The 19,943-nt window shown below is 47.1% G+C and carries 14 protein-coding genes; 9 read left to right on the plus strand and 5 right to left on the minus strand.

Translation table 11 applies throughout. From position 1 onward, the window contains the following. Position 1: 1 nt before the first annotated feature. The 3 genes from ABDW16_RS13100 (at position 2) to yiaK (ending at position 3,014) form a co-directional block, all read left to right on the plus strand. Positions 2 to 751: an ABC transporter ATP-binding protein gene (locus tag ABDW16_RS13100; protein ID WP_343670299.1), complete on the plus strand. Its 750-nt coding sequence runs from the start codon at positions 2 to 4 to the stop codon at positions 749 to 751. A gap of 4 nt (positions 752 to 755) precedes the next feature. Next, positions 756 to 1,976 carry an ABC transporter permease gene (locus ABDW16_RS13105; RefSeq protein ID WP_343670300.1) on the plus strand — a complete coding sequence of 407 codons (1,221 nt, stop codon included), beginning with the start codon at positions 756 to 758 and terminating at the stop codon, positions 1,974 to 1,976. 66 nt (positions 1,977 to 2,042) lie between these two features. After that, positions 2,043 to 3,014: a 3-dehydro-L-gulonate 2-dehydrogenase gene (yiaK, locus tag ABDW16_RS13110; RefSeq protein ID WP_343670302.1), complete on the plus strand. Its 972-nt coding sequence runs from the start codon at positions 2,043 to 2,045 to the stop codon at positions 3,012 to 3,014. A 51-nt stretch (positions 3,015 to 3,065) separates the two neighbouring features. Here the strand turns inward: yiaK and ABDW16_RS13115 are convergent, their stop codons facing one another. After that, positions 3,066 to 3,644, minus strand: a complete 579-nt coding sequence (locus ABDW16_RS13115; protein WP_343670303.1) for a dihydrofolate reductase family protein — start codon at positions 3,642 to 3,644, stop codon at positions 3,066 to 3,068. A gap of 162 nt (positions 3,645 to 3,806) precedes the next feature. On the opposite strand from ABDW16_RS13115, the gene ABDW16_RS13120 reads away from it, so the two are divergent. The 5 genes from ABDW16_RS13120 to ABDW16_RS13140 all read left to right on the plus strand — a co-directional run bounded on the left by ABDW16_RS13120 (position 3,807) and on the right by ABDW16_RS13140 (position 11,083). Beyond that, on the plus strand, positions 3,807 to 4,703 hold the full coding sequence (locus tag ABDW16_RS13120) for an S-adenosyl-l-methionine hydroxide adenosyltransferase family protein (RefSeq protein WP_343670304.1): 897 nt from the start codon (positions 3,807 to 3,809) through the stop codon (positions 4,701 to 4,703). A gap of 116 nt (positions 4,704 to 4,819) precedes the next feature. Then, positions 4,820 to 7,024, plus strand: coding sequence for a helix-turn-helix domain-containing protein (locus ABDW16_RS13125; RefSeq protein WP_343670305.1), 2,205 nt, complete (start codon positions 4,820 to 4,822; stop codon positions 7,022 to 7,024). 283 nt (positions 7,025 to 7,307) lie between these two features. Further along, positions 7,308 to 8,336: an LLM class flavin-dependent oxidoreductase gene (locus tag ABDW16_RS13130; protein ID WP_343670306.1), complete on the plus strand. Its 1,029-nt coding sequence runs from the start codon at positions 7,308 to 7,310 to the stop codon at positions 8,334 to 8,336. 91 nt (positions 8,337 to 8,427) lie between these two features. Next, a complete protein-coding gene (locus ABDW16_RS13135) occupies positions 8,428 to 10,404 on the plus strand; it encodes a PAS domain-containing protein (protein ID WP_343670307.1) in 1,977 nt (658 codons plus the stop codon). Between the two features lie 88 nt (positions 10,405 to 10,492). After that, positions 10,493 to 11,083 carry a hypothetical protein gene (locus ABDW16_RS13140; protein ID WP_343670309.1) on the plus strand — a complete coding sequence of 197 codons (591 nt, stop codon included), beginning with the start codon at positions 10,493 to 10,495 and terminating at the stop codon, positions 11,081 to 11,083. A gap of 55 nt (positions 11,084 to 11,138) precedes the next feature. On the opposite strand, the gene ABDW16_RS13145 is transcribed toward ABDW16_RS13140, so the two are convergent. From ABDW16_RS13145 to ABDW16_RS13160, 4 genes are all read right to left on the minus strand, one after another. Further along, complete coding sequence (locus ABDW16_RS13145; protein ID WP_343670310.1) at positions 11,139 to 11,696, minus strand: TetR/AcrR family transcriptional regulator; 558 nt, start codon at positions 11,694 to 11,696, stop codon at positions 11,139 to 11,141. Positions 11,697 to 11,708: 12 nt separating this feature from the next. Continuing rightward, complete coding sequence (locus tag ABDW16_RS13150) at positions 11,709 to 16,061, minus strand: efflux RND transporter permease subunit (protein ID WP_343670311.1); 4,353 nt, start codon at positions 16,059 to 16,061, stop codon at positions 11,709 to 11,711. A 17-nt stretch (positions 16,062 to 16,078) separates the two neighbouring features. Beyond that, the gene (locus ABDW16_RS13155) at positions 16,079 to 17,110 is read right to left on the minus strand and encodes an efflux RND transporter periplasmic adaptor subunit (RefSeq protein WP_343670312.1); all 1,032 of its coding nucleotides are present in this window, start codon (positions 17,108 to 17,110) and stop codon (positions 16,079 to 16,081) included. Positions 17,111 to 17,309: 199 nt separating this feature from the next. Continuing rightward, complete coding sequence (locus ABDW16_RS13160; protein WP_343670314.1) at positions 17,310 to 18,221, minus strand: helix-turn-helix domain-containing protein; 912 nt, start codon at positions 18,219 to 18,221, stop codon at positions 17,310 to 17,312. Positions 18,222 to 18,400: 179 nt separating this feature from the next. Between ABDW16_RS13160 and ABDW16_RS13165 the strand changes: the two genes are divergently transcribed. Further along, on the plus strand, positions 18,401 to 19,909 hold the full coding sequence (locus ABDW16_RS13165; protein WP_343670315.1) for a glycoside hydrolase: 1,509 nt from the start codon (positions 18,401 to 18,403) through the stop codon (positions 19,907 to 19,909). The last annotated feature ends 34 nt before the right edge of the window (positions 19,910 to 19,943 follow it).

Here is a 19,943-nt window from a genome sequence, read left to right on the forward strand (position 1 = left end):
CATGGACAAGAAGATACTGGAAATACAGCAGATAAAAAGGGAGTTCCAAATGGGTACAGAAATCGTGCGTGCACTGAAGGGTGTATCCTTTGATGTGTATGCGGGAGAGTTCATCACTATTATGGGCAGCAGTGGCTCCGGTAAAACTACCTTACTGAATATACTCGGTTGCCTTGACAAACCCACAGAGGGAAAGTACCTGCTGGATGGTGTGAACATCGGCCAGCTTTCCCGGAATGAACTGGCACAGTTGCGCAACCGTAAAATAGGCTTTGTGTTTCAGGCATACAACCTGCTGCCCCGTACTTCGGCATTGGAAAATGTAGAACTGCCTTTGTTTTATAATATGGAAGTGAGTCATGAAGAGCGCCGTAAAAAAGCCGTACGTGCACTTGAAGCTGTAAAACTGGCAGAACGGCTGGACCATACACCCAGTCAGCTCTCGGGTGGCCAGCAGCAGCGTGTGGCAATAGCCCGTGCATTGGTAAACGAACCCGTCATGATCCTGGCAGATGAAGCCACGGGCAACCTGGATACGCGCACCTCGTACGAGATCATGGCACTCATGCAGGAGTTGAACAGGGAGCAGGGTAAGACGATAGTATTTGTTACACACGAACCGGACATTGCTGCATTTAGCAGTCGTACGGTGATGCTGCGCGATGGGAAAGTGGTGAAAGATACAAAGAATGAAAATGTAAGATCTGCAAAGGAAGCATTAGCATCCCTGCCGGTCGCAGATGATTATTAATCGTATGAATGTAATAAACCTCATCAGGATTGCTTTCAAAGCCCTGCTACGCAATAAGCTGCGGGCTTTTCTGACCATGCTGGGCATCATTATTGGTGTGGCCGCCGTGATAGCTATGGTGGCGATCGGGCAGGGGAGTAAGGAGAGCATTCAGTCACAGTTGTCAAGCATGGGGTCAAACATGATTACCATCTTGCCCAGCAGTAATGTGGCGGGTGGTGCCAGGCTGGGAGGAAGCTCTGTCAATACCCTGACTATCGACGATGTGAAGGCCATTCGTAAGCAGGCCGTGAATGTAAGCGCCGTATCGCCGGCAGCGAATAGCAGCGGACAAGCTATCAATGGTGCGCTCAACTGGCCGACTACGATTTATGGTGTGAGTCCTTCTTACCTGGATATTCGTAAATGGGCACTGAAGGATGGAATCCCGTTTAGTGAGGAAGACGTGCGTGCATCGGCAAAAGTTTGCCTGTTAGGGCAGACAGTTGTGACCAACCTGTTTCCTAACGGGGATAATCCAATTGGCAAAATCATCCGTTTTAACAATATCCCTTTCCAGGTAATAGGTGTGCTGGAAGCCAAAGGGCAGAGCTCTTTCGGACAGGACCAGGATGATGCGATCATTGCGCCGTATACAACGGTACAAAAGAGAATATTAGCATCTATTTATTTTCGTACTATCTACGCCTCTGCGGTGAGTGAAAGTGCATCGGATGCTGCGACAGATGAAATTACCAGTATCATTCGCAAACAGCATCGCCTGAGGGCTGCTGATGAAGATGATTTTCAGGTACGTACAATGGCGGAGTTGATCAGTGCATTGAGCTCTACGAGCAATCTGCTGACGATATTATTGACTGCGATAGCGGGAATTTCGCTGGTGATAGGTGGGATTGGAATTATGAACATCATGTATGTATCGGTGACGGAGCGTACGCGTGAGATAGGGTTGCGGATGTCTATTGGTGCGCGGGGGATAGATATATTGATGCAGTTTTTGATAGAGGCGATTATGATTAGTATTACAGGGGGGATTATTGGTGTGATGCTGGGTATTACATCTGCAAAGTTGATTACGATGTTTTTGTCATGGCCTACGCTGGTGTCAGAGTCGTCTATTGTGTTGTCGTTCCTGGTGTGTGCTGCTACGGGTGTGTTTTTTGGGTATTATCCGGCGCAGAAGGCTTCGAGGCTGGATCCTATAGAGGCGTTGAGGTATGAGTAAGGTGTTGTATTCTTTGATAAATTGGAACATTTTTGAAGCATTGCAGTAAGAATAAATTAGTATATCATGAGAATAAAGTACGAAGAACTGAAGGGTGTTTTCAAAGAGAAATTAATTGACCTTGAATTTGATTCTGCAAGGGCAGACATTGTTGCCGGTATTTTTGCAGATAACAGCCGGGACGGTGTTTATTCCCACGGACTAAACCGCTTTCCTGTGTTTGCGCAGTTACTGAAAGATGGGCTGGTGAATCCCAATGCCATTCCTGAAATGGTAGAAAAACATGGCCTGGTTGAAACCTGGGAGGGATACAATGGTCCGGGCATGTTCAACGCTACGGTATGTATGGACAGGGCTATTGAACTGGCTAAACAGTATGGTGTGGGCATCGTTGGCATTCGCAATACCAATCACTGGATGCGGGGTGGTACTTATGGCTGGCAGGCAGCGCAGGCAGGTTGTATCGGTATTTGTTTTACCAACGCAATTGGGAGTATGCCGCCATGGGGTGGTACGGTACCCCGCCTTGGCAATAATCCGTTAGTAATAGCTGTGCCCCGTCCTCAACATCCAATCGTGCTGGATATGGCCATGTCTCAATATTCTTATGGCAAGATGCAGGAGTATGAATTGAAACAAAAAGAACTGCCATTCGAAGGCGGATATGATAGTAATGGTGCGCTTACAAAAGATCCTGCTGAGATAAGAAAGACAAAGAGAGCTTTGCCTATTGGCTTATGGAAGGGTTCGGGATTGGCGCTCATGCTGGATGTGCTGTTAGCTGCTTTGACGGGTGGGCGTTCTGTGGAGCAGATAACGGCTAGTGGAAAAGAATTTGGGGTGTCGCAATGTTTTATTGCGATCCATAAGCAGGATTTGCATGAAGATCTGATAGCGGCAATTTTAGAATATACTAAGTCTGAAAACCCGGAGGAGATTAGTTTTCCGGGAGAGAATACTTTTAGGACAAGAATGGAGAATCTGAAGGAAGGTATTCCGGTGAATGAAGAGATGTGGGAGAAGGTAAAGGCGATTTAGAGGAATAATTTATAGTGGTTGCACCTTTAGCGCCTCTCCCTGTGGGGGGATCTATATGTGGTAGGAGTGAACTACGATTCCTCCCGGAAATGATTTTACATCCATTAATTGCAGGTCCATTGGTATTTTGACATCGCTGAAGATGGCCCTGCCCTTGCCTAAAACCACCGGATGGGTTACCAGGTGATATTCGTCAATAAGTCCGGTGGCTATCAGGCTCCGCATAAATGCTGCACCTCCGATTGCTAAAATTGGTTTTCCGGGCTCGGATTTGAGTTGTTTTATTTCTTCTGCGAGATCACCGTTGAAGATCTTCGCTTCTACCCAGGAGGCTGCGGTGGGAGGCTGTTCGGCTGAGGCGGCGATGCCTTTATAGCCTTTTTCGGTAAAGACTGCTTTGGGAATTGTGTTCATCGGTGGGGCAAATGGCCCGCTTGCAGTGGGCCAGTAAGGGGCCATTTCTTCAAACGATTTTCTGCCCATAATGATCAGGCCTGCCTCCCAGCTTTGTGCAACGACCCAGGCCCTGGAAGTTTCATCGGAGGATTTAAAGATCCAGTCGTTTTCCCCATTTGGTCCACTTACGAAACCGTCGATGGAGATGGACATTTTCATGATTAATTTTCGCATAAGTAAGATTTGTGTTTCAAATTTACTGCGTCGGTTTTGAAGTGGTGGTGGGGGAATGCGACAATCCGAGGGGGGATTGCGTCCAGGGTGGCCGATTTAAATAAAATTGAGATACTGCCTGTCCTTTTTTTAATTGTAATTTGCAGTAACCATAAAGTGCTTATGAGACATTTTTCCCTTATCGCCCTGGTTTGTATTAGCTTTTCTGCTTTTGCCCAGAATAAGATTATTGTTTTTCAAACTGACTTCGGTACCAAAGATGGGGCCGTTGCCGAGATGAAAGGCGTAGCTATCGGTGTTTCTCCGGCCCTGCAATTATTTGACCTTACGCATGAGATTCCTGCTTACAATATTTGGGAGGCGGCATACCGGTTACAGCAGACGGCTCCTTACTGGCCTGCGGGTACGGTATTCGTTTCAGTAGTGGACCCGGGAGTAGGTTCTGCCAGGAAATCGGTAGTGTTAAAAACAAAGAGCGGGCATTTCTTTGTCACTCCTGATAATGGTACCCTTACGCTTGTGGCAAAAAAGCTGGGTATTGCAGCTATCCGCCAGATCGATGAGTCCCGCAATCGCCGTCAGCATTCTGCCGAATCTTACACATTCCATGGCAGGGATGTTTACGCTTACACCGCTGCCCGCCTGGCTTCCGGCACGATTACCTTTGAACAGGTAGGGCCGCAGCTACCAGATAGCGTAGTTCGTATCCCTTTTCAGGAGCCTGTTTATAGCAATCATATCATCAGCGGTAATATTCCCGTACTGGATATTCAATATGGAAATATCTGGACGAATATTGATGGTGCTACTTTTAATCAACTGAAATTGCAAACAGGCGATACCCTGCATGTGAAGATTTTTCATGGCGATACATTGGTATACACCGGGGATATGCCTTATGTCACTACTTTTTCTGCAGTGCCTGATGGTGCGCCACTGGCTTATCTCAACAGCCTGCTCAACGTATCGTTCGCATTAAACATGGAGAACTTTTCTATAAGATACCGAATTTATAGCGGACCTGATTGGAAAGTAGAAATTAGTTCAAAAAATGGATAAGCATAAAGTATTGCGAAAAGAAATGAACAGAATGAATAGGCTTTTAATCCCGCATTTTTACTTAATTTCACAGCCATTCAAAACTTTTAAAAACCAGCTCAGCGTAGCACCAGCTTATGCCACAACCGGATCATTCCAATGACCTGTTTCACCTGGCGGCAAATTATATCAACGAAACAAACCGTCATATCTTTCTGACCGGAAAAGCCGGAACAGGTAAAACAACTTTTCTCAAATACATCAGGGAGAACACATCTAAAAATACAGTCGTGGTTGCGCCAACCGGCGTAGCTGCCATCAATGCGGGCGGTGTGACCATGCATTCCTTTTTTCAGCTACCCTTTGGCCCATATGTACCTTCAGGTGCGCACCTGTTCGGCGTAGATAATGGTGTAACGGATACGCACGCTCTTTTCAGAAATATCCGCTTCAATTATGAAAAAAAGGAACTGATCAGGGAAATGGAGCTCCTCATCATCGATGAGGTCAGCATGGTACGTTCCGATACGCTGGATGCCATCGACGCTATTCTGCGTCACTTCCGTAATCAGCCACTGGTACCTTTCGGCGGTGTACAGGTGTTATATATAGGAGACCTGTTTCAGTTGCCACCCGTGATGCCGGACGATCAATGGCAGTTGCTGAAAGACCATTATGAAAGTGTGTTTTTCTTTCATGCGCGTGTATTGCAACAAGCACCACCTTTATATATTGAACTGAAAAAAATCTACAGGCAGAACGAACGTACCTTCATAGATATACTCAATGGAGTGCGTAACTGTACGCTGGACTGGGAGGGGATTACAACCCTGAATGAGCGCTATGATCCGCAGTTTACAGGAGAAGGGGACCAATACATAGTACTCACTACACATAACCGTCGTGCAGATGAAATTAATGCTGTGCGGCTTGCCAATATGCCTGGTGAGATATATAGTTTTACTGGCGAGATCAAAGGTGATTTTAGTGATAAGGCATTGCCCACCGACATGCTTTTGCAAATCAAACCCGGCGCGCAGGTGATGTTTATCAAAAACGATCTGGCAGAGCCTCGCCGTTATTTCAATGGCAAGCTGGCCACTGTAGAGCGGGTCATTGATGATAATAAAATTGTAGTTGTACTGGCTGGTAGTAATGAAACGCTGGTGCTGGAAAAAGAAACCTGGCGTAATATCCGGTACTCACTCAATAAAACTGAAGGGACAGTAGAGGAAGAGGAAGTAGGTAGTTTTACGCAATATCCAATACGGCTGGCGTGGGCAATTACGATTCACAAGAGCCAGGGGCTGACTTTCGAAAAGGCTATTATTGATGCAGGGAATGCGTTTGCCCCCGGGCAGGTATATGTGGCACTAAGCCGTTGTACTTCGCTGGAAGGCCTGGTGCTCAATACCAGGATTCATCCCGGCGCTATCCGTACAGATGAGAAAGTACTGGATTATTCCAACAGGGAAACGGAGGTAGGCCACCTTTTTGCTAACCTGGAAAAGGAAAAGCTGGTCTTTTGGGCGGCGCAGCTGATAAAGCTATTCAGTGCGGAAAAGATTTCGTCTGAACTGCAATTGCATGCTATCTGGCTGAGAGATAAGAAGATGAATGGGATGGAGAGTGCCCTGAGCCTGAGCCGGAACCTGCAGCTGAAAGCGGCGCAGTTACAGGATGTGGGTAATCGCTTCCGGAATCAGTTAGAACCGTTGCTGGAACAGTTGTTAAGTGATGGGGATACAACCCTGCTGAAGGAAAGAGTGAGCAAGGCGGTGGCTTATTTCACCCAGGATATGTATGAGGGGCTGATTCAGCCTATCCGGCGGGAATTGGAGCTGGTAAAGGATATACCCAAGATTAAGAAATATACAGCCCAGCTGGTGATGCTGGAAGAGTTCCTCTGGAACCGGTTGTTTAGATTCGTGAATGCCAGCTATGGTGAGTTGCGGTTTAGCGAAGGTTTGCCGGATTATGCGGCAATGCGTACGCCTAAAAAGGAAAAAGAGAAAGAGAAGGCAAAGAAGCGGGAGGCAGGGGGAAGCCGCAGGGATTCTGTAGAGATGTTCCAGGCGGGGCAGTCACTGCCAGCAATTGCCGCTGCAAGAAACCTGGCGGTGAGTACGATAGAAAGCCATCTGGCAGATGCGATCGGGCAGGGGGAGCTGGAACTGAAACAGGTACTGAGTGAAGACAAGATAAAGCTGATACTGCCATTGGTAAAGGAAATGGGTGTGACGGCGTCTGCACCTATTAAGGCAAGACTGGGAGATGAGGTGAGCTGGGGAGAGGTGAGGGCTGTGCAGCAGTATTGGAAGAGGGAGACAGAGAAAGATTAAATGAAAGATAAGACTAGTGCCGCCAGGTGCCAGCTTCATCCCAGCTTGCTTTATTAAGTTGGCTGGGATGAGCTTATGACTGATACATATTCCATAAATCAGGATTACAATTAGAATTAAACATCCGGGGTGGATATCTCTATTATTTTAGGATTACAATTACAGTTTGCCTGGTCTTAAGCATTCAGGTGGGTTGGTACTTTTTTTATCTCAAGATTACAATTACATTTTTTCCCTGCTCTCATTATTATTACTTAATTTTGGAACGATAATTCTAAAATATATGTCAGACAGGAAAATAAGACTCAGCGTACTAGATCAATCTCCCATCCGCAAAGGTTCCAACGCAGTTGAAGCCCTCCAGGAATCGATACAACTAGCCAAACTTGCGGACCGCCTCGGCTTTACCCGTTACTGGCTATCTGAACATCACAACACCCGTGCACTTGCCGGTGCCGCGCCTGAAATACTCATTGCCCGCCTGGCAGCTGCTACCAAATACATTCGCCTTGGCTCCGGCGGCGTTATGCTACCGAACCACAGCACCCTGAAGGTGGCGGAAAACTTCCGCCTGCTGGAAGCCCTTTATCCAAACCGTATTGACCTCGGTATAGGTCGTGCCCCTGGTGGCGACCGCCTTACTGCGCATATACTCAACCCTTCCAACAGCTTTGAACCCAGGGAGTTCGTACAGCAAATTCACGATCTCGAAGGCTACCTCACGGACAGCAATGCCCTGGGCACCGTTCATGAAAAAGTAAAAGCCATTCCGGTCATTGACACCTTTCCCGGTTTGTGGATGCTGACCAGCAGTGGGGAAAGCGGTCTACTCGCGGCAAGGCAGGGATGGGCCTTATCTTTCGCTCATTTCATTTACCCGGTAGGGGGGCCGCAGGCTGTCCGCACTTATCGCGACCGTTTCCAGCCTTCTACATTCCTTTCCCAGCCGGAAGCCAACGTTGGTATCTTCGTGTTTTGTGCTGATACCCAGGAGAAAGCAGATGAACTGCAGGCGATGATGGACTATCGTCTTCTCAGTTTCGAAAAGGGCAGATTTGACGTCTACCCAACCTGGGAAGAGGTAAGAGACTACGAGTACACCGATATGGAATGGCAACGTGTTATGGCCAACAGGGGCCGCATGATCTCGGGCACACCTGCCAATGTGAAAATGAAATTGACGAAGTTGGCCGATGAGTACCAGGTAGATGAGATTGTTGTTGCTACCATGACGGACAAAGCAGAGGATCGTTTCCGTTCATATGAGCTTCTTGCCGAGCAATTTCGACTGGAACCCAGGAATACAGACTAACCGATGCGTATGAACCGGTATACTTGTTGCAGTATGTGGGAAGGCTCCTATATCAGATGCCAGGTTGAATTTAAACTTACTGCTCATACGCATGGAAAAGCAATTAGAAACTGGCAACTTCACGGAGGCAAACAATGAAGAATGGATGCGCTTTGCACTCCTGTCTGCCGGACTGGGTACCTGGGATATGGACCCTTTGGTCAGAAAGGTAAGGTGGGATGATCGCTGCAGGGAATTGTTTGGTTTTCCGGAAGGCCACGTGATTGAATACCAGGATTTACTGAAATACATCTATCCTGATGATAGAAACCGGGTTGACCAGGCAATTACCAACGCTCTGCAACCCGAAAGCGGCGGAAACTTTTCCGTCCGGTTTCGTACCATCGGGGCGCAGGAATGGAAGGTCCGGTGGCTTGATTGCAAGGGTAAATCTTACTCCCTTCCGGATGGCACCCCTTATCGCTTTGCCGGTATTGTACAGGATATTACGAGGGAGATTGAAGACCGGGAAAGGGAGGAACTGATGATCGCCCTGGTAGAAAACAGCCCTGACTACATGGCTGCTGCCGACAACCAGGGGCGTTTTTTCTATATGAATACTGCGGGTAAAAACCTACTCGGTATAGCAGACGAATTTGATATTTCTTCACTTGTCAATAAAGACGTTTTTCATCCCAGCGATTTCCATTTCATGGGTGAGGAAGTTTATAATCACCTCCTTGCCGGCCGGAAATGGTCTGGCAATATTCACGTGCAGCACATGGTGACGAAAGAACGTATACCCTGTTATGCCGACTTTATTGCCATTCGTGATGTAAGTTCAGGTAAGGTGATTGGTCGTTGTGCCACCCTCCGGGATTTGCGGCCGGTGCTGCAGGCCGAAAAGGAACAACAGCAATTACTGGCCCTGTTGGAAAACAGCCGTGATTTTGTGAGTTTATCCAACGAGGAAGGCATCGTTTCTTACGTAAACCCGGCCGGACTTCAACTCGTAGGATTAGACACCGTGGAAGACGCGAAAAGATCCAGTACTGATTTCCTGTTCCCGGAAGTGGCAGCCGCCATTATGCAGGAGGTCAATACAGCTATTGCTAAAAAAGGGCACTGGTCCGGCGAACTGAACTTCCGTCATTTTAAAACGGGAGAAGCGATTCCTGTATTTGTGACTACCATGGGTGTCATTGATACAGCGACAGGAGTTTCGCAGGGAAGAGCGACCATTTGCCGTGACCTTCGCCAGGAAAAGGCTATTCGCCAGCAGCAGATTGAAAATAAGATAGAACTGGAACGCATGGTAGAAATGCGCACCAGCGAGCTAAAAAAGGCTAATATCGACCTGAACATTGTGAATCAGAACCTGGAGCAGTTTGCGTATGTGGCGAGTCATGATTTGCAGGAACCGCTGCGTAAGATTAACATGTTCTCTGCGCTACTGCAGGATAAATACCAGGAGCAATTGAATGAAACCGGTATGCGCAACCTGGGCATCATCCGGAACGCTGCTACCCGCATGACTACATTGATCCAGGACCTGCTGGCTTTTTCGCGGGTATCCCGCCAGGATCACCTGTATGAGGCTGTGGATTTACATAAAACCATCCAGCAGGTACTGGCAGACCTCGATATGCTTATTCAGCAAAAGGACGCCGTGATCGAAATGGATGAACTGTGCACGGTGCAGGGGATTCCACTGCATATGACACAGCTCTTTCATAACCTCCTGGGCAATGCATTGAAATTTACCCAGCCTGATAAACAACCGCTTATAAAAATCCATAGCCGGCGATTATCGAAACCGGAAGTGGCAGCACATCCGCAGCTGCAGAATGAGATGCCTTATTGCGAGATTCGTGTGACAGACAATGGTATTGGGTTCGCACCTGCCTATGCGAAAAAGATCTTCGTCATTTTTCAGCGGTTACATGGCAGGGGTGAATATGAGGGCAGTGGTATCGGACTGGCGCTGTGTCAGAAAATTGTGACGGCACATCATGGCGTGATCTATGCAGAATCGGAGGAGGGAAAAGGAGCAACATTTATCGTGATATTACCGGTTTTTACGAGTTGATAGCCAGCTAATTCGGGGTTTCTGCTCATATATTACATATTTATTATAAAATATTCATATTTTTGTAATAAATAATAGATCCTTTCCTATGAAGAAACTTTTGCTGCCGGTTTTAATGATCGCGATTGCAATTTCAGCCTGTACTAAAGAAGGGGCTACAGAGGGGGGTACGGATAATAATACCGATACTACCGTAACAACCCCGGTTACAGGAGCTGACAGCGTTGTCACCTTCCAGGACGTTAACATTGGTTGGAGCCCTAACAGCAGTACCTATGGACGTGTATTTTCATCCTACACAGGAAAAGTATATTTAGACAATGCCATTCCTGACACGATGGGTAAATATATTGATCTTGCCTTTAATTATTTTGGGACCATCCAGATGAATTTCCTGAGTGCGGATGATGCATCCTTTGATCTGAAGGTAACTGGTGCAAAGACAACGTTGGTACGTAACTATGTACCTGCTGATACCTTTGCTGTATCTGCTTTTGATACGCTGACACATGCGGTGACTTTACAGAAGCTGTATGTGGCTACAGACGATAATTCGTTTGGCGCCACTGATTTGCCATTACTGGTATTCTTTAAGAATGGAAACGGGAAGAAAGGTATTGTGAAAGTAAAGAGCCTGGCTTCAGACCACATTATCGCTGATGTGAAGGTGCAATATTAAGCAACGATATATGAAAAAGCGCTTTTACCTTTTTGGGTAAAAGCGCTTTTTCATTTCAGGTAAAATGCATCCCTTTGCTATTGACGATGCCGTTTATGAATATGCAGTGCATTTCGTGTAGCAGGGATTTGTCGTGATAGACGGCCCTTACCTGGTGATAGTATAGCCTGGCCAGTAATAACTTATCTGTTTCCGGTTTGTAAACATTTTCTGATAATCCTCTTTCTATGTTGCGTACTACAAATGGAAAGACTTCTGTGTCCATGAAGTACGACAACTTAAGCCACTGCCCGGTATAATACGTTTGTAATTCAGCCACCATAGCAGGTGTAAGTGTGGCGAGTGTTTCTTCTACGAACCTGAAATAGGTTTGCAGTTCGATCACTGCATTAAAGGATAATGAAGGGACCATGCGCAAATGCTTTCCATTCTTACTGATCCATTCGGCAATGATCTCGCGTATGAGCGCTTCCTTGCTTTCAAAATAAGTATAGAATTCACGTTTTTTTATCTGACAATGCCTGCTGATATTGTCGATGGTAGTCGCCTGTAACCCTTGTATGGCAAATATCCTGGTAGCAGTTGTCATGATCCTCATCATTTCCTTTTTCATGGGATATGTGTATTATAAACTACCTGTTGCTTTTTTGTAACCAGCCTCATTGATTTTATATTCCACTTTTGCATCAATGAGACTACTGAAAGCCTGTTGCCAGATGACCTGTGCTTCCTGCACGTCTTTGCCGGTAATGGTACCTGCGGCGAAGCGGTCGTTGGCAAGTTTCAGGTTTTCATCTGCCTGCTGCAATGAAAGGAGGGAGAGGTTTACCTTGCGGGAAGATTGATTCAGCGAGAGGTAAGTCTGCTGTACTTCCAGGTCCACCAGTTCTTTTGTGTCGATGAGTTGTTGTTCCTGTGCGGCGAGTTTCAGCGTCTGTTCTTTTACCTTGCCGGACCGTTTGCCCCAATCGAATATTGGAACACTGATGTTGAGCAGGCCAAAATACGAGCCCATAAAATTGCCGCCATCTTTGAGATTGACACCTTTGCCCGCAGTGGCAAGACCACTGAAACCAAGACCAACTGTGGGGAGTGATTCAGCCTTTAAGAGTTGTTTTTGCAGTTGTCCTGCTTCGATGGCCTGGTTTAATAACCGGATCTCTGGCCTTTTATCTCCATTGCCTTGCAGGGTCTGGGCCTGGAAGTCGCCGGAGATGCTGTCTTTAATAGTAAAGCTGGTATTGCCCGGCATGCCGGTGAGTTGTGCGAGGCGTAACTTAGCGAGCACCAGGCCATCTTCTGCTTTGGTGATGTTAAGTTCGGCTTCGTTCAGATTGACGTCTACCCTTAGCAGGTCATTCTTGTAGATGAGACCTGCATTATAAGAGTTTTGTAAATCCTGGTGCAATACTTTCAGCATATCTCTGAAGCGATTGGCAAGTACGATTTTTTCCTGTACCTGTATCACCTGCCAGTAGGCTGTTTCGACATTTAGCAGCACTTGTGAAGTGGTGAGTACACGTTGTGTTTCTTTGATTTCTACGCCCTTGTTGGCGGCTGCTTTGCCTGTTTTGATTTTGCCACCTGCATAGATGGCTTCAGAGGCAGTGACCATGGCACTACCAAAATAATCGGGGATCGCACCATTTAGACCCCCACCGATCGGCTTGCCCAGGTAAGCACCTAAGACAGAACCGTCTATAGTAGGATACGCACTTGCAGCAACTGATTTTGCTGCTGCTTTGGCGGCATCTATTTCATACTGTGCTGCTTTCATCTGCCTGTTTTGTTCCAGTGCCATTTTGCGGCAATCCGCCAGGGAAAGCGCAGCTGATTGCGCATGCAGTAGAAATGGACTGCAAATTAATCCTGCTATTATTAAGGCAGTTTTGGCCGGTTTATACAGAATATCCGGGGTGCTTGTCGTTTGGTCCGGATGACGTACAAATAAATAATACATCACCGGTATGACGAATAAAGTCAGTACCATGGATACGATTAATCCTGAAGCCAGTACACTGCCCAACGGCGCCCACAACGGAGATTTACCTAAGATCATGGGGACTACACCGATCGCAGCAGCTGCGGAGGTGAGGAAGATGGGGCGCATACGGCGTTTTGCGGCGGCGAGAGCAGCGGCTTTGATGCTGTAGTGATGATCTCTTACTAATTCATCTGCATAATCCACGAGTATGATACCATTCCTTACCACGATACCGATCAGGCTGATGATACCCATGAAGGCAGTCATCCCCATTGGATTGCCGGTAATGAATAATCCAAAGAATGCACCCAGTAAACTCAATGGGAAGGTGGCGAGAATGATCAGGGTCTTACCAAATGTTTTGAACTGGAAGAGCAGTGTAAGGAGGATGAGTAACAGGCTTGTGCCTAATGCCAGGCCCATGCCCGGGGCATTCTCCGCAGATGATTCAGCATCGCCTCCATATTCGATATGCACACCTTCGGGGAGTGATAATTTTGCGATAGCGGGTTGCACCGTCTTTAGAATATCGGAGGCCCTGATACCCCGCTGTGCTTCGGAAAGCACGGTGAGGGTACGTAACCCGTTTCTATGTGCAATGACGCCCGTGTGCCAGGAAGGCCCGATATCAGCTACCTGTTTTAATAAAACTTTATTGACGTGCAGGTTGCCAAGGTCACTGAAATTCGTTCTGTTGGCAGTATCTAAACGCAGATATACGGCAATGGGTTTATCGCCTTCCCATAGCTGTGTTACGGCAAAGCCTTTGAGGCCGGCACCCATGGTTTGGGTGATAGCCTGATTGGGTATACCCAGGCGTGCAGCGTCTTCTTCTTTTACTTTCAGGCTGATGCCGAGGTAGTCGTCTTCATAGTCAGAGCGTACCCAGTTTGTGCCAGCAGCGTGTTGCAAAATATCTTTAACCTGTTCTGCTACTTTTTTCTGATCATTCAGGTTATCGCCTACGATGCGTACAGCAATAGGGGAACCTTCCTGCATGCTCAGCTGGCGCAGACGAACATAACCATCCGGAAGGTATTTATCGAAGATGGGCAGGTATTTGGCTACCAGTTCATTGGTAGCTTCGCTGCTCACTGTATTGATGAATACCTGTGCGAAGTTGCGTCGTGGCATTTCGGGCGCATAGGTTACATTGAAACGGGGAGAGCTGGTACCGACAAAGGCGGCGGTATTTACTACGCGATCATCTTTTTTCAGTTCAGCTTCGACCGCCTTCACCACCTTTTCAGTTTCTTCCAGTGAGGTGCCATTCGGCATCCAGATTTCTGCATTGAATTGCTTGCTTTCGCTCAGCGGGAAGAATTCCTGGCTCACTTTACCGGCTAATACCAATGCCAGTACCAGTGCCAGTACGGCTACAGTCATCGTGATTTTAGGAAAACGAAATGCGATTTCAATTCCTTTATTGAATGTTTCCTGCAACCTGTCTAACAAGCTACGTCTATTGCCCCTGTTGCTCATCTTATGCTTTAGACCCTGTTTGATAAATACATAACAGGTATACGGCGTCACCAGCAATGCCACTGCCATAGAGGTGATCAATGCGACAGCTACAGTGACCGGTAGTGCAGCAATAAAGTCTTTCGCAATGCCAAACATAAAGATAGCCAGTGGTGCAAATGCAAACACAATGGCCAGCGTAGCGGTAAAGATGGGCAGGGACAACTGTTTAGCAGCCTGCCAGGCAGCAGTCCAGGGAGTGATATCTTCATCGAGTTTTTCAATGTAATTATCTACTACCACAATGGCATTGTCCACCACCATTCCCAATACAATAATCAGTGCTGCCAGGGTAACCTGGTGCAGTTCGATGCCCATAATATTAATGAGACCAAAGGTGATCAGGATGGAAATAGGGGCTGCTACAGATGCTACGGCTGCTACGCGGAATGGCAGGAGCAACATTACCACGAGTATCACAGAGCCAATGGCCAATCCGAATTCGCGCATGAAGTGCTTGATACTTTCGTCTACTACTTCAGGTTGGTTGACGATGGTATTGATCTGGATATCGCCGGGCAATTTGGACTTGATGGCAGCCAGTTTTTCTTCTATGGTGTGTCCGAACTGTACGATATTATTGCCGGGCTGCATTTCGATGCCAAGCATTAATACGCGGTCGTTGCCTACACGGATGAATGAAGATGGTTCTTCATACCTGCGGGTGATGGTAGCAACGTCTTTCAGTCTTACGACAGTACCGGTGAGCGTAGTATAGATGATTTGATCAGCAATGTCTTTTTCAGTTTTGTACTGGCTGTTTGTAAATACCGGGATGGTATTGGAATTCACGGTTAATTCTCCTGAATAGCCGGTTACGTTTTCCATTTGGAGTGTACGTACGATAGTAGACAGATCAAAGCCATACTGTTGTAACTGTTCATCATGTACAGTAACATAAATCTGTTGTTGCTGTCCGCCGGAGCGATTGATTTTAGATACTTCGGGAATGACTTTGAGGCCATCTTCTATTTTATCCATGTATTTCTCCAGTTCGGCATAGTTACGGATAGGAGAGGATACAGTAATGATCTGTGCTGTTACATCGCCGAAGTTGCTGTTGACTACCGGGCCTATTACACCTGAAGGTATGTTTGACTTTAAACTCGTATTTAAACCATGTTGTAAAGTGCTCCAGAATTTCTTACGGTCTTTTACTTCGGTATGCAGATTTACGGTGATGAAAACCTGCCCATCTTTCGTTTGCGAAGTAGTTTTCTTCTTATCTATTTCTTCGTAGGAGAAAAGGAATTGTTCGATTTTGTTTGTTACCTGTTTCTCCATCTGCACCTCGTCGGCACCCGGGTAGAAAGCATATACCATGGCAACAGGCATATCGATCTTGGGATTTTCCGAGCGGGGCATATTCAGGAGCGCGTAGAGTCCCAGCAGGAGCAGCATGCCCATAGCTACCAGCGTCACCTGTTTATATTTCATGGCAGCTTCGATGAAGCTGATTTTTTGTCTTTTCATTAGCCTTGTTTAAATGATTATTCTACCGTCACCGTGCTACCATCTTTGAGGTGTGATTGTCCGTTTGTGATCAGCTGGTCACCTTCCTGCAAACCATTGGTGATGATGACTTCATTGCTGCCAGTGAGCAGACCGGCGGTGATTCTTTTGCGGATGGCCTTGTGCTGGTCATTGGCGATGAATACGTAGGTGAGGTCATCTGCATCTCTGACGATAGCGGTAGCTGGAATGGAGATGGTATTGATGGCTTTGCCTGTATTGATAAATACAGCGGTGAGCATGCCGGGTAACAGGCGATTGTTACTGTTTACCAGTTTTATTTTGATGGTATATGTTCTGGAAACAGCGTCGGCTTGCGGGTTGATGATGGTGATTTTGCCATGAACGGTATCGTCGAGGGTAGGAATGAATACTTTGGCATCCATACCATTCCGGATAGCCCCGACTTCGGTTTCGGGAACGGTAATTTTTGCTGTAACGATGTCGGTTTTGATAATCGTGAAGGCAGGAATGCCGGGGGCGGCGGTGCTACCTTTTTCTATTTTGCGGGCAGTGATGATGCCGGAGATGGGTGCGTATAATTTACTATCGGCAATATGTTTGGCATTGATGCTTTTGTTCGCCTGCGCCTGTGCGAGTTTTGATTTTATTTCAATATAGTCCTTGGCAGGAAGACTACCTTTCTGGTAGAGGTCATTGAGACGCCGGTACATGTCTTCTGCCTGATCCAGGGAGGCATTGGCAATGGCCAGTGCGTTGTTGTATTCAGTCGCGTCGATGCTGGCGAGCAGTTGTCCTTGTTGCACATGGTCACCTTCCTGCACACTGATGTTATTCACGGTGCCGGCTACTGCAAAACCGATGTCGGCGGTATTGTCAGGTTCGATGGTGCCGGAATAACGTAGCTGGTGGGGGAGCGGGTCCTTTTGAATGCGAATGGTTTTTACTTTAACAGGATCGGACTGTGGTTGCTTATCGGCTTTGGTGCCACAGCCCGCAATCAGGGTAACCATTAGAAATAATGATGCCTGCCTTACAATCAATGTCATAAAATTGGTAGTTGAAAATTGAACAGATGAATTGACAATGCAAAATTGGTTGTAATAATGCGGGGAAAAAGGTTAGAAAATCGGCAAAAATGGTCTGAATGTCGGTTAACTATTATGCTGGAAATAACAAGGCCGGAATATGAATATTCCGGCCATTCCTTAAACCTACAACTGTTACACTGTATTGTAACAAATACGTTTAAATCTTTCTTTGGATCTGCCTGTACTCTTTGGGAGAGTGGCCGACGAAGCGTTTGAAATATTTTCCGAAGAAGGACTGATCACTGAAGTTCAGTTCTTCTGCTATCTGAAGGATACTGAGTGGCGTATCGCTAAGCATACGTTTAGCTTCGAGTATCACAAATTGATCGATCATTTCTCCTGCTGTACTGCCAGTGATTTCTTTGACAGTTTCAGTCAGGTATTTCGGTGTTACATGCAGTTGTTCAGCAAATGCCTGTACATTCCGTTGTTGTCTGAAATGCCGCTGAACGAGTGTGGTAAATGCCATGACCAAGTTCTCTTTGCGGGAGAAGTCAGCGTGATTGATCCGCGCATATTTCTGTCCCATTCCACCCAGTTCGTATAGTAAGGTGGCGAAGGAATGATAGAAGAGTTCCTTGCCGTAAGTATGCGTATTGTATTCTTCTGTACGATGCAGCAGTACATTGAAAGTGGTGGCAATGGTGGCGGCATCTTTATCGTCCAGTTGCCAGTGCGGACAATATTTGGTACTGAAGTAGTTCATGAGATCGAGCAGCTTGTCGGCGAAGATCTTGCCCATGAAATCGACGGTGGCAGAGAGACCGCAGAGGATGGTATTGTCATCCATAGAGATCACCTGTTTCAGTGCATGTGGTGTGGCCAGCAGGAGGCTGTTAGGCTCCATAATATGTTCTTCCAGGTTGATGGAGATTTTTAACCTGCCTTTTACGACCAGTATAATGCCCAGGAAGTCGGACCGGAAATTGTTCCGCAAGGCAGGGATATCCATGAACTGGAGGTTGCAATTGACAGCAAAGCCGGGAACAGTAGACTTGACGTCAAGTTCTGTATCCTGCAGGAGTTCTGCATGCTTGTACATTTTTGCCCCCTGTTTTTTACCTGTCATGCTTCATAATTATGGTCTTTGAATCCGGGTGTAAAGTTCTGGTAATAAAATTAAACCAAAAGGTTCATTAGTCGGCAAAACTGGTCTAAAAGTCGGTTGGATTTCCGTCAGTTTTTCATTGTCGGACAGACAATTAAAAATAATATGCCTATCTTGTTTTTGAATCCATGTTAAATTGAATGAAACGGTCTCGCTTTACAATCATGCTGCTCATGACGGCTGCCTTTGCCCATGCCCAGCAGCGAATTACAATTGATGTGAACAAAAAGGCGCAGGTAATAGACAATATTGGTTCTTCCGGGGCCTGGTTTTCGGAGGGGATAGGTAGCTACTGGCCGTCGGCGATCCGGGAGCAGATGGCCCGGTGGCTTTTTAGTAAGGGGTTTAAGAAAGATGGTTCGCCGGAGGGGATTGGGCTTTCCAGCTGGCGGTTTAATATTGGCGGTGGTACGGCAGAGCAGGGGGATAGTAGTGGAATAAAGGATTTCAGGAAGCGGGTAGAGTGTTTTTTGAGACCAGATGGGACGTATGACTGGTCGAAGCAGGCGGGTTACCTGTGGTTTACGAAAAAGGCGAAGGAGTACGGGGTAGAGACGCTGATTGCGTTTTCGAATACGCCGCCGGTATGGATGAATCAGAATGGGCTGGGGTATAAGACGGAGAAGGATCATCGATCAAATCTGAGGGTGGATCGGTATGATGCTTATGCTTCGTTTTTAGCAAATGTGTACCAGCACTTTGACAAAGAGGGATTGCATTTTGATTATATCAGCCCCGTGAATGAGCCACAGTGGGATTGGAGTCATCCTTATGGGGATGCGGACCAGGAGGGAACTGCCTGGACGAACAGTGAGGTGGTGCGGATAGCGGGCGCGTTGGATACGGCGCTGAACCGTGTGCATGCAAATACGAAGATATTATTGACGGAGGCGGGTCACCTGGAAGCTTTGTATGGGCAGGAGGGGACGGCTTCGCATCAGATTCAGGCGCTGAAATCAGCCGGGGTTTACAGGCTTTCTCATGTACCGGCTATCATAGGCGGGCATAGTTATTTTACGGATAAGGGCGATAGCAGCAGGCGGGCGATTCGTATGCACGTATCTGATACGGCATTTAAATATGGTTTGCAGTATTGGCAAACGGAGTATTCAATGTTGGCAGACGGGTATAAGGATGGGCATGAGGGGCCGCGTACGGCGATGGATTGTGCGTTGTTCCTGGCGAAGGTGATGCATGATGATTTCGTGTATGGCAATGCTGCTGCGTGGCAGTTTTGGAATAGCTGGGAGCCGGGGCGGGCGGATATGGATACGCGGTATTACCTGGTAGCATTGCATCCGAAGGATAGGGCGTATAAGGACGGTACGGTGACGGCGGTGAAGAATCTGTGGGCATTGGGGCAGTACAGCCGGTTTGTGCGGCCGGGAATGCAGCGGGTGATGGCAGAGAGTGGAGATGCGGAGTTGTTGGTGAGTGCATTTGTGAGTAAGCAACAGGTGGTACTGGTATGTGTGAACTATGGGGAGAAAGCGAAGGTGGTACGTGCGGAGGTGAAGGGAAAAAAGGTTGGGAAGGTGAAATATTATCAGACAGATAAGGATGAGGATATGGTATTTCATGGCGTTCATTCAGGAAATGAACAGATTGAACTAAAAGGGAGGAGTGTGGTGACGGTGGTGATGGAGTAGGAGGAGTAGTAAATAATTGGAGGCTCGTAAAACC

Origin of the sequence: Chitinophaga sp. (genome assembly GCF_039596135.1) — a bacterium.
Taxonomy (GTDB): domain Bacteria; phylum Bacteroidota; class Bacteroidia; order Chitinophagales; family Chitinophagaceae; genus Chitinophaga.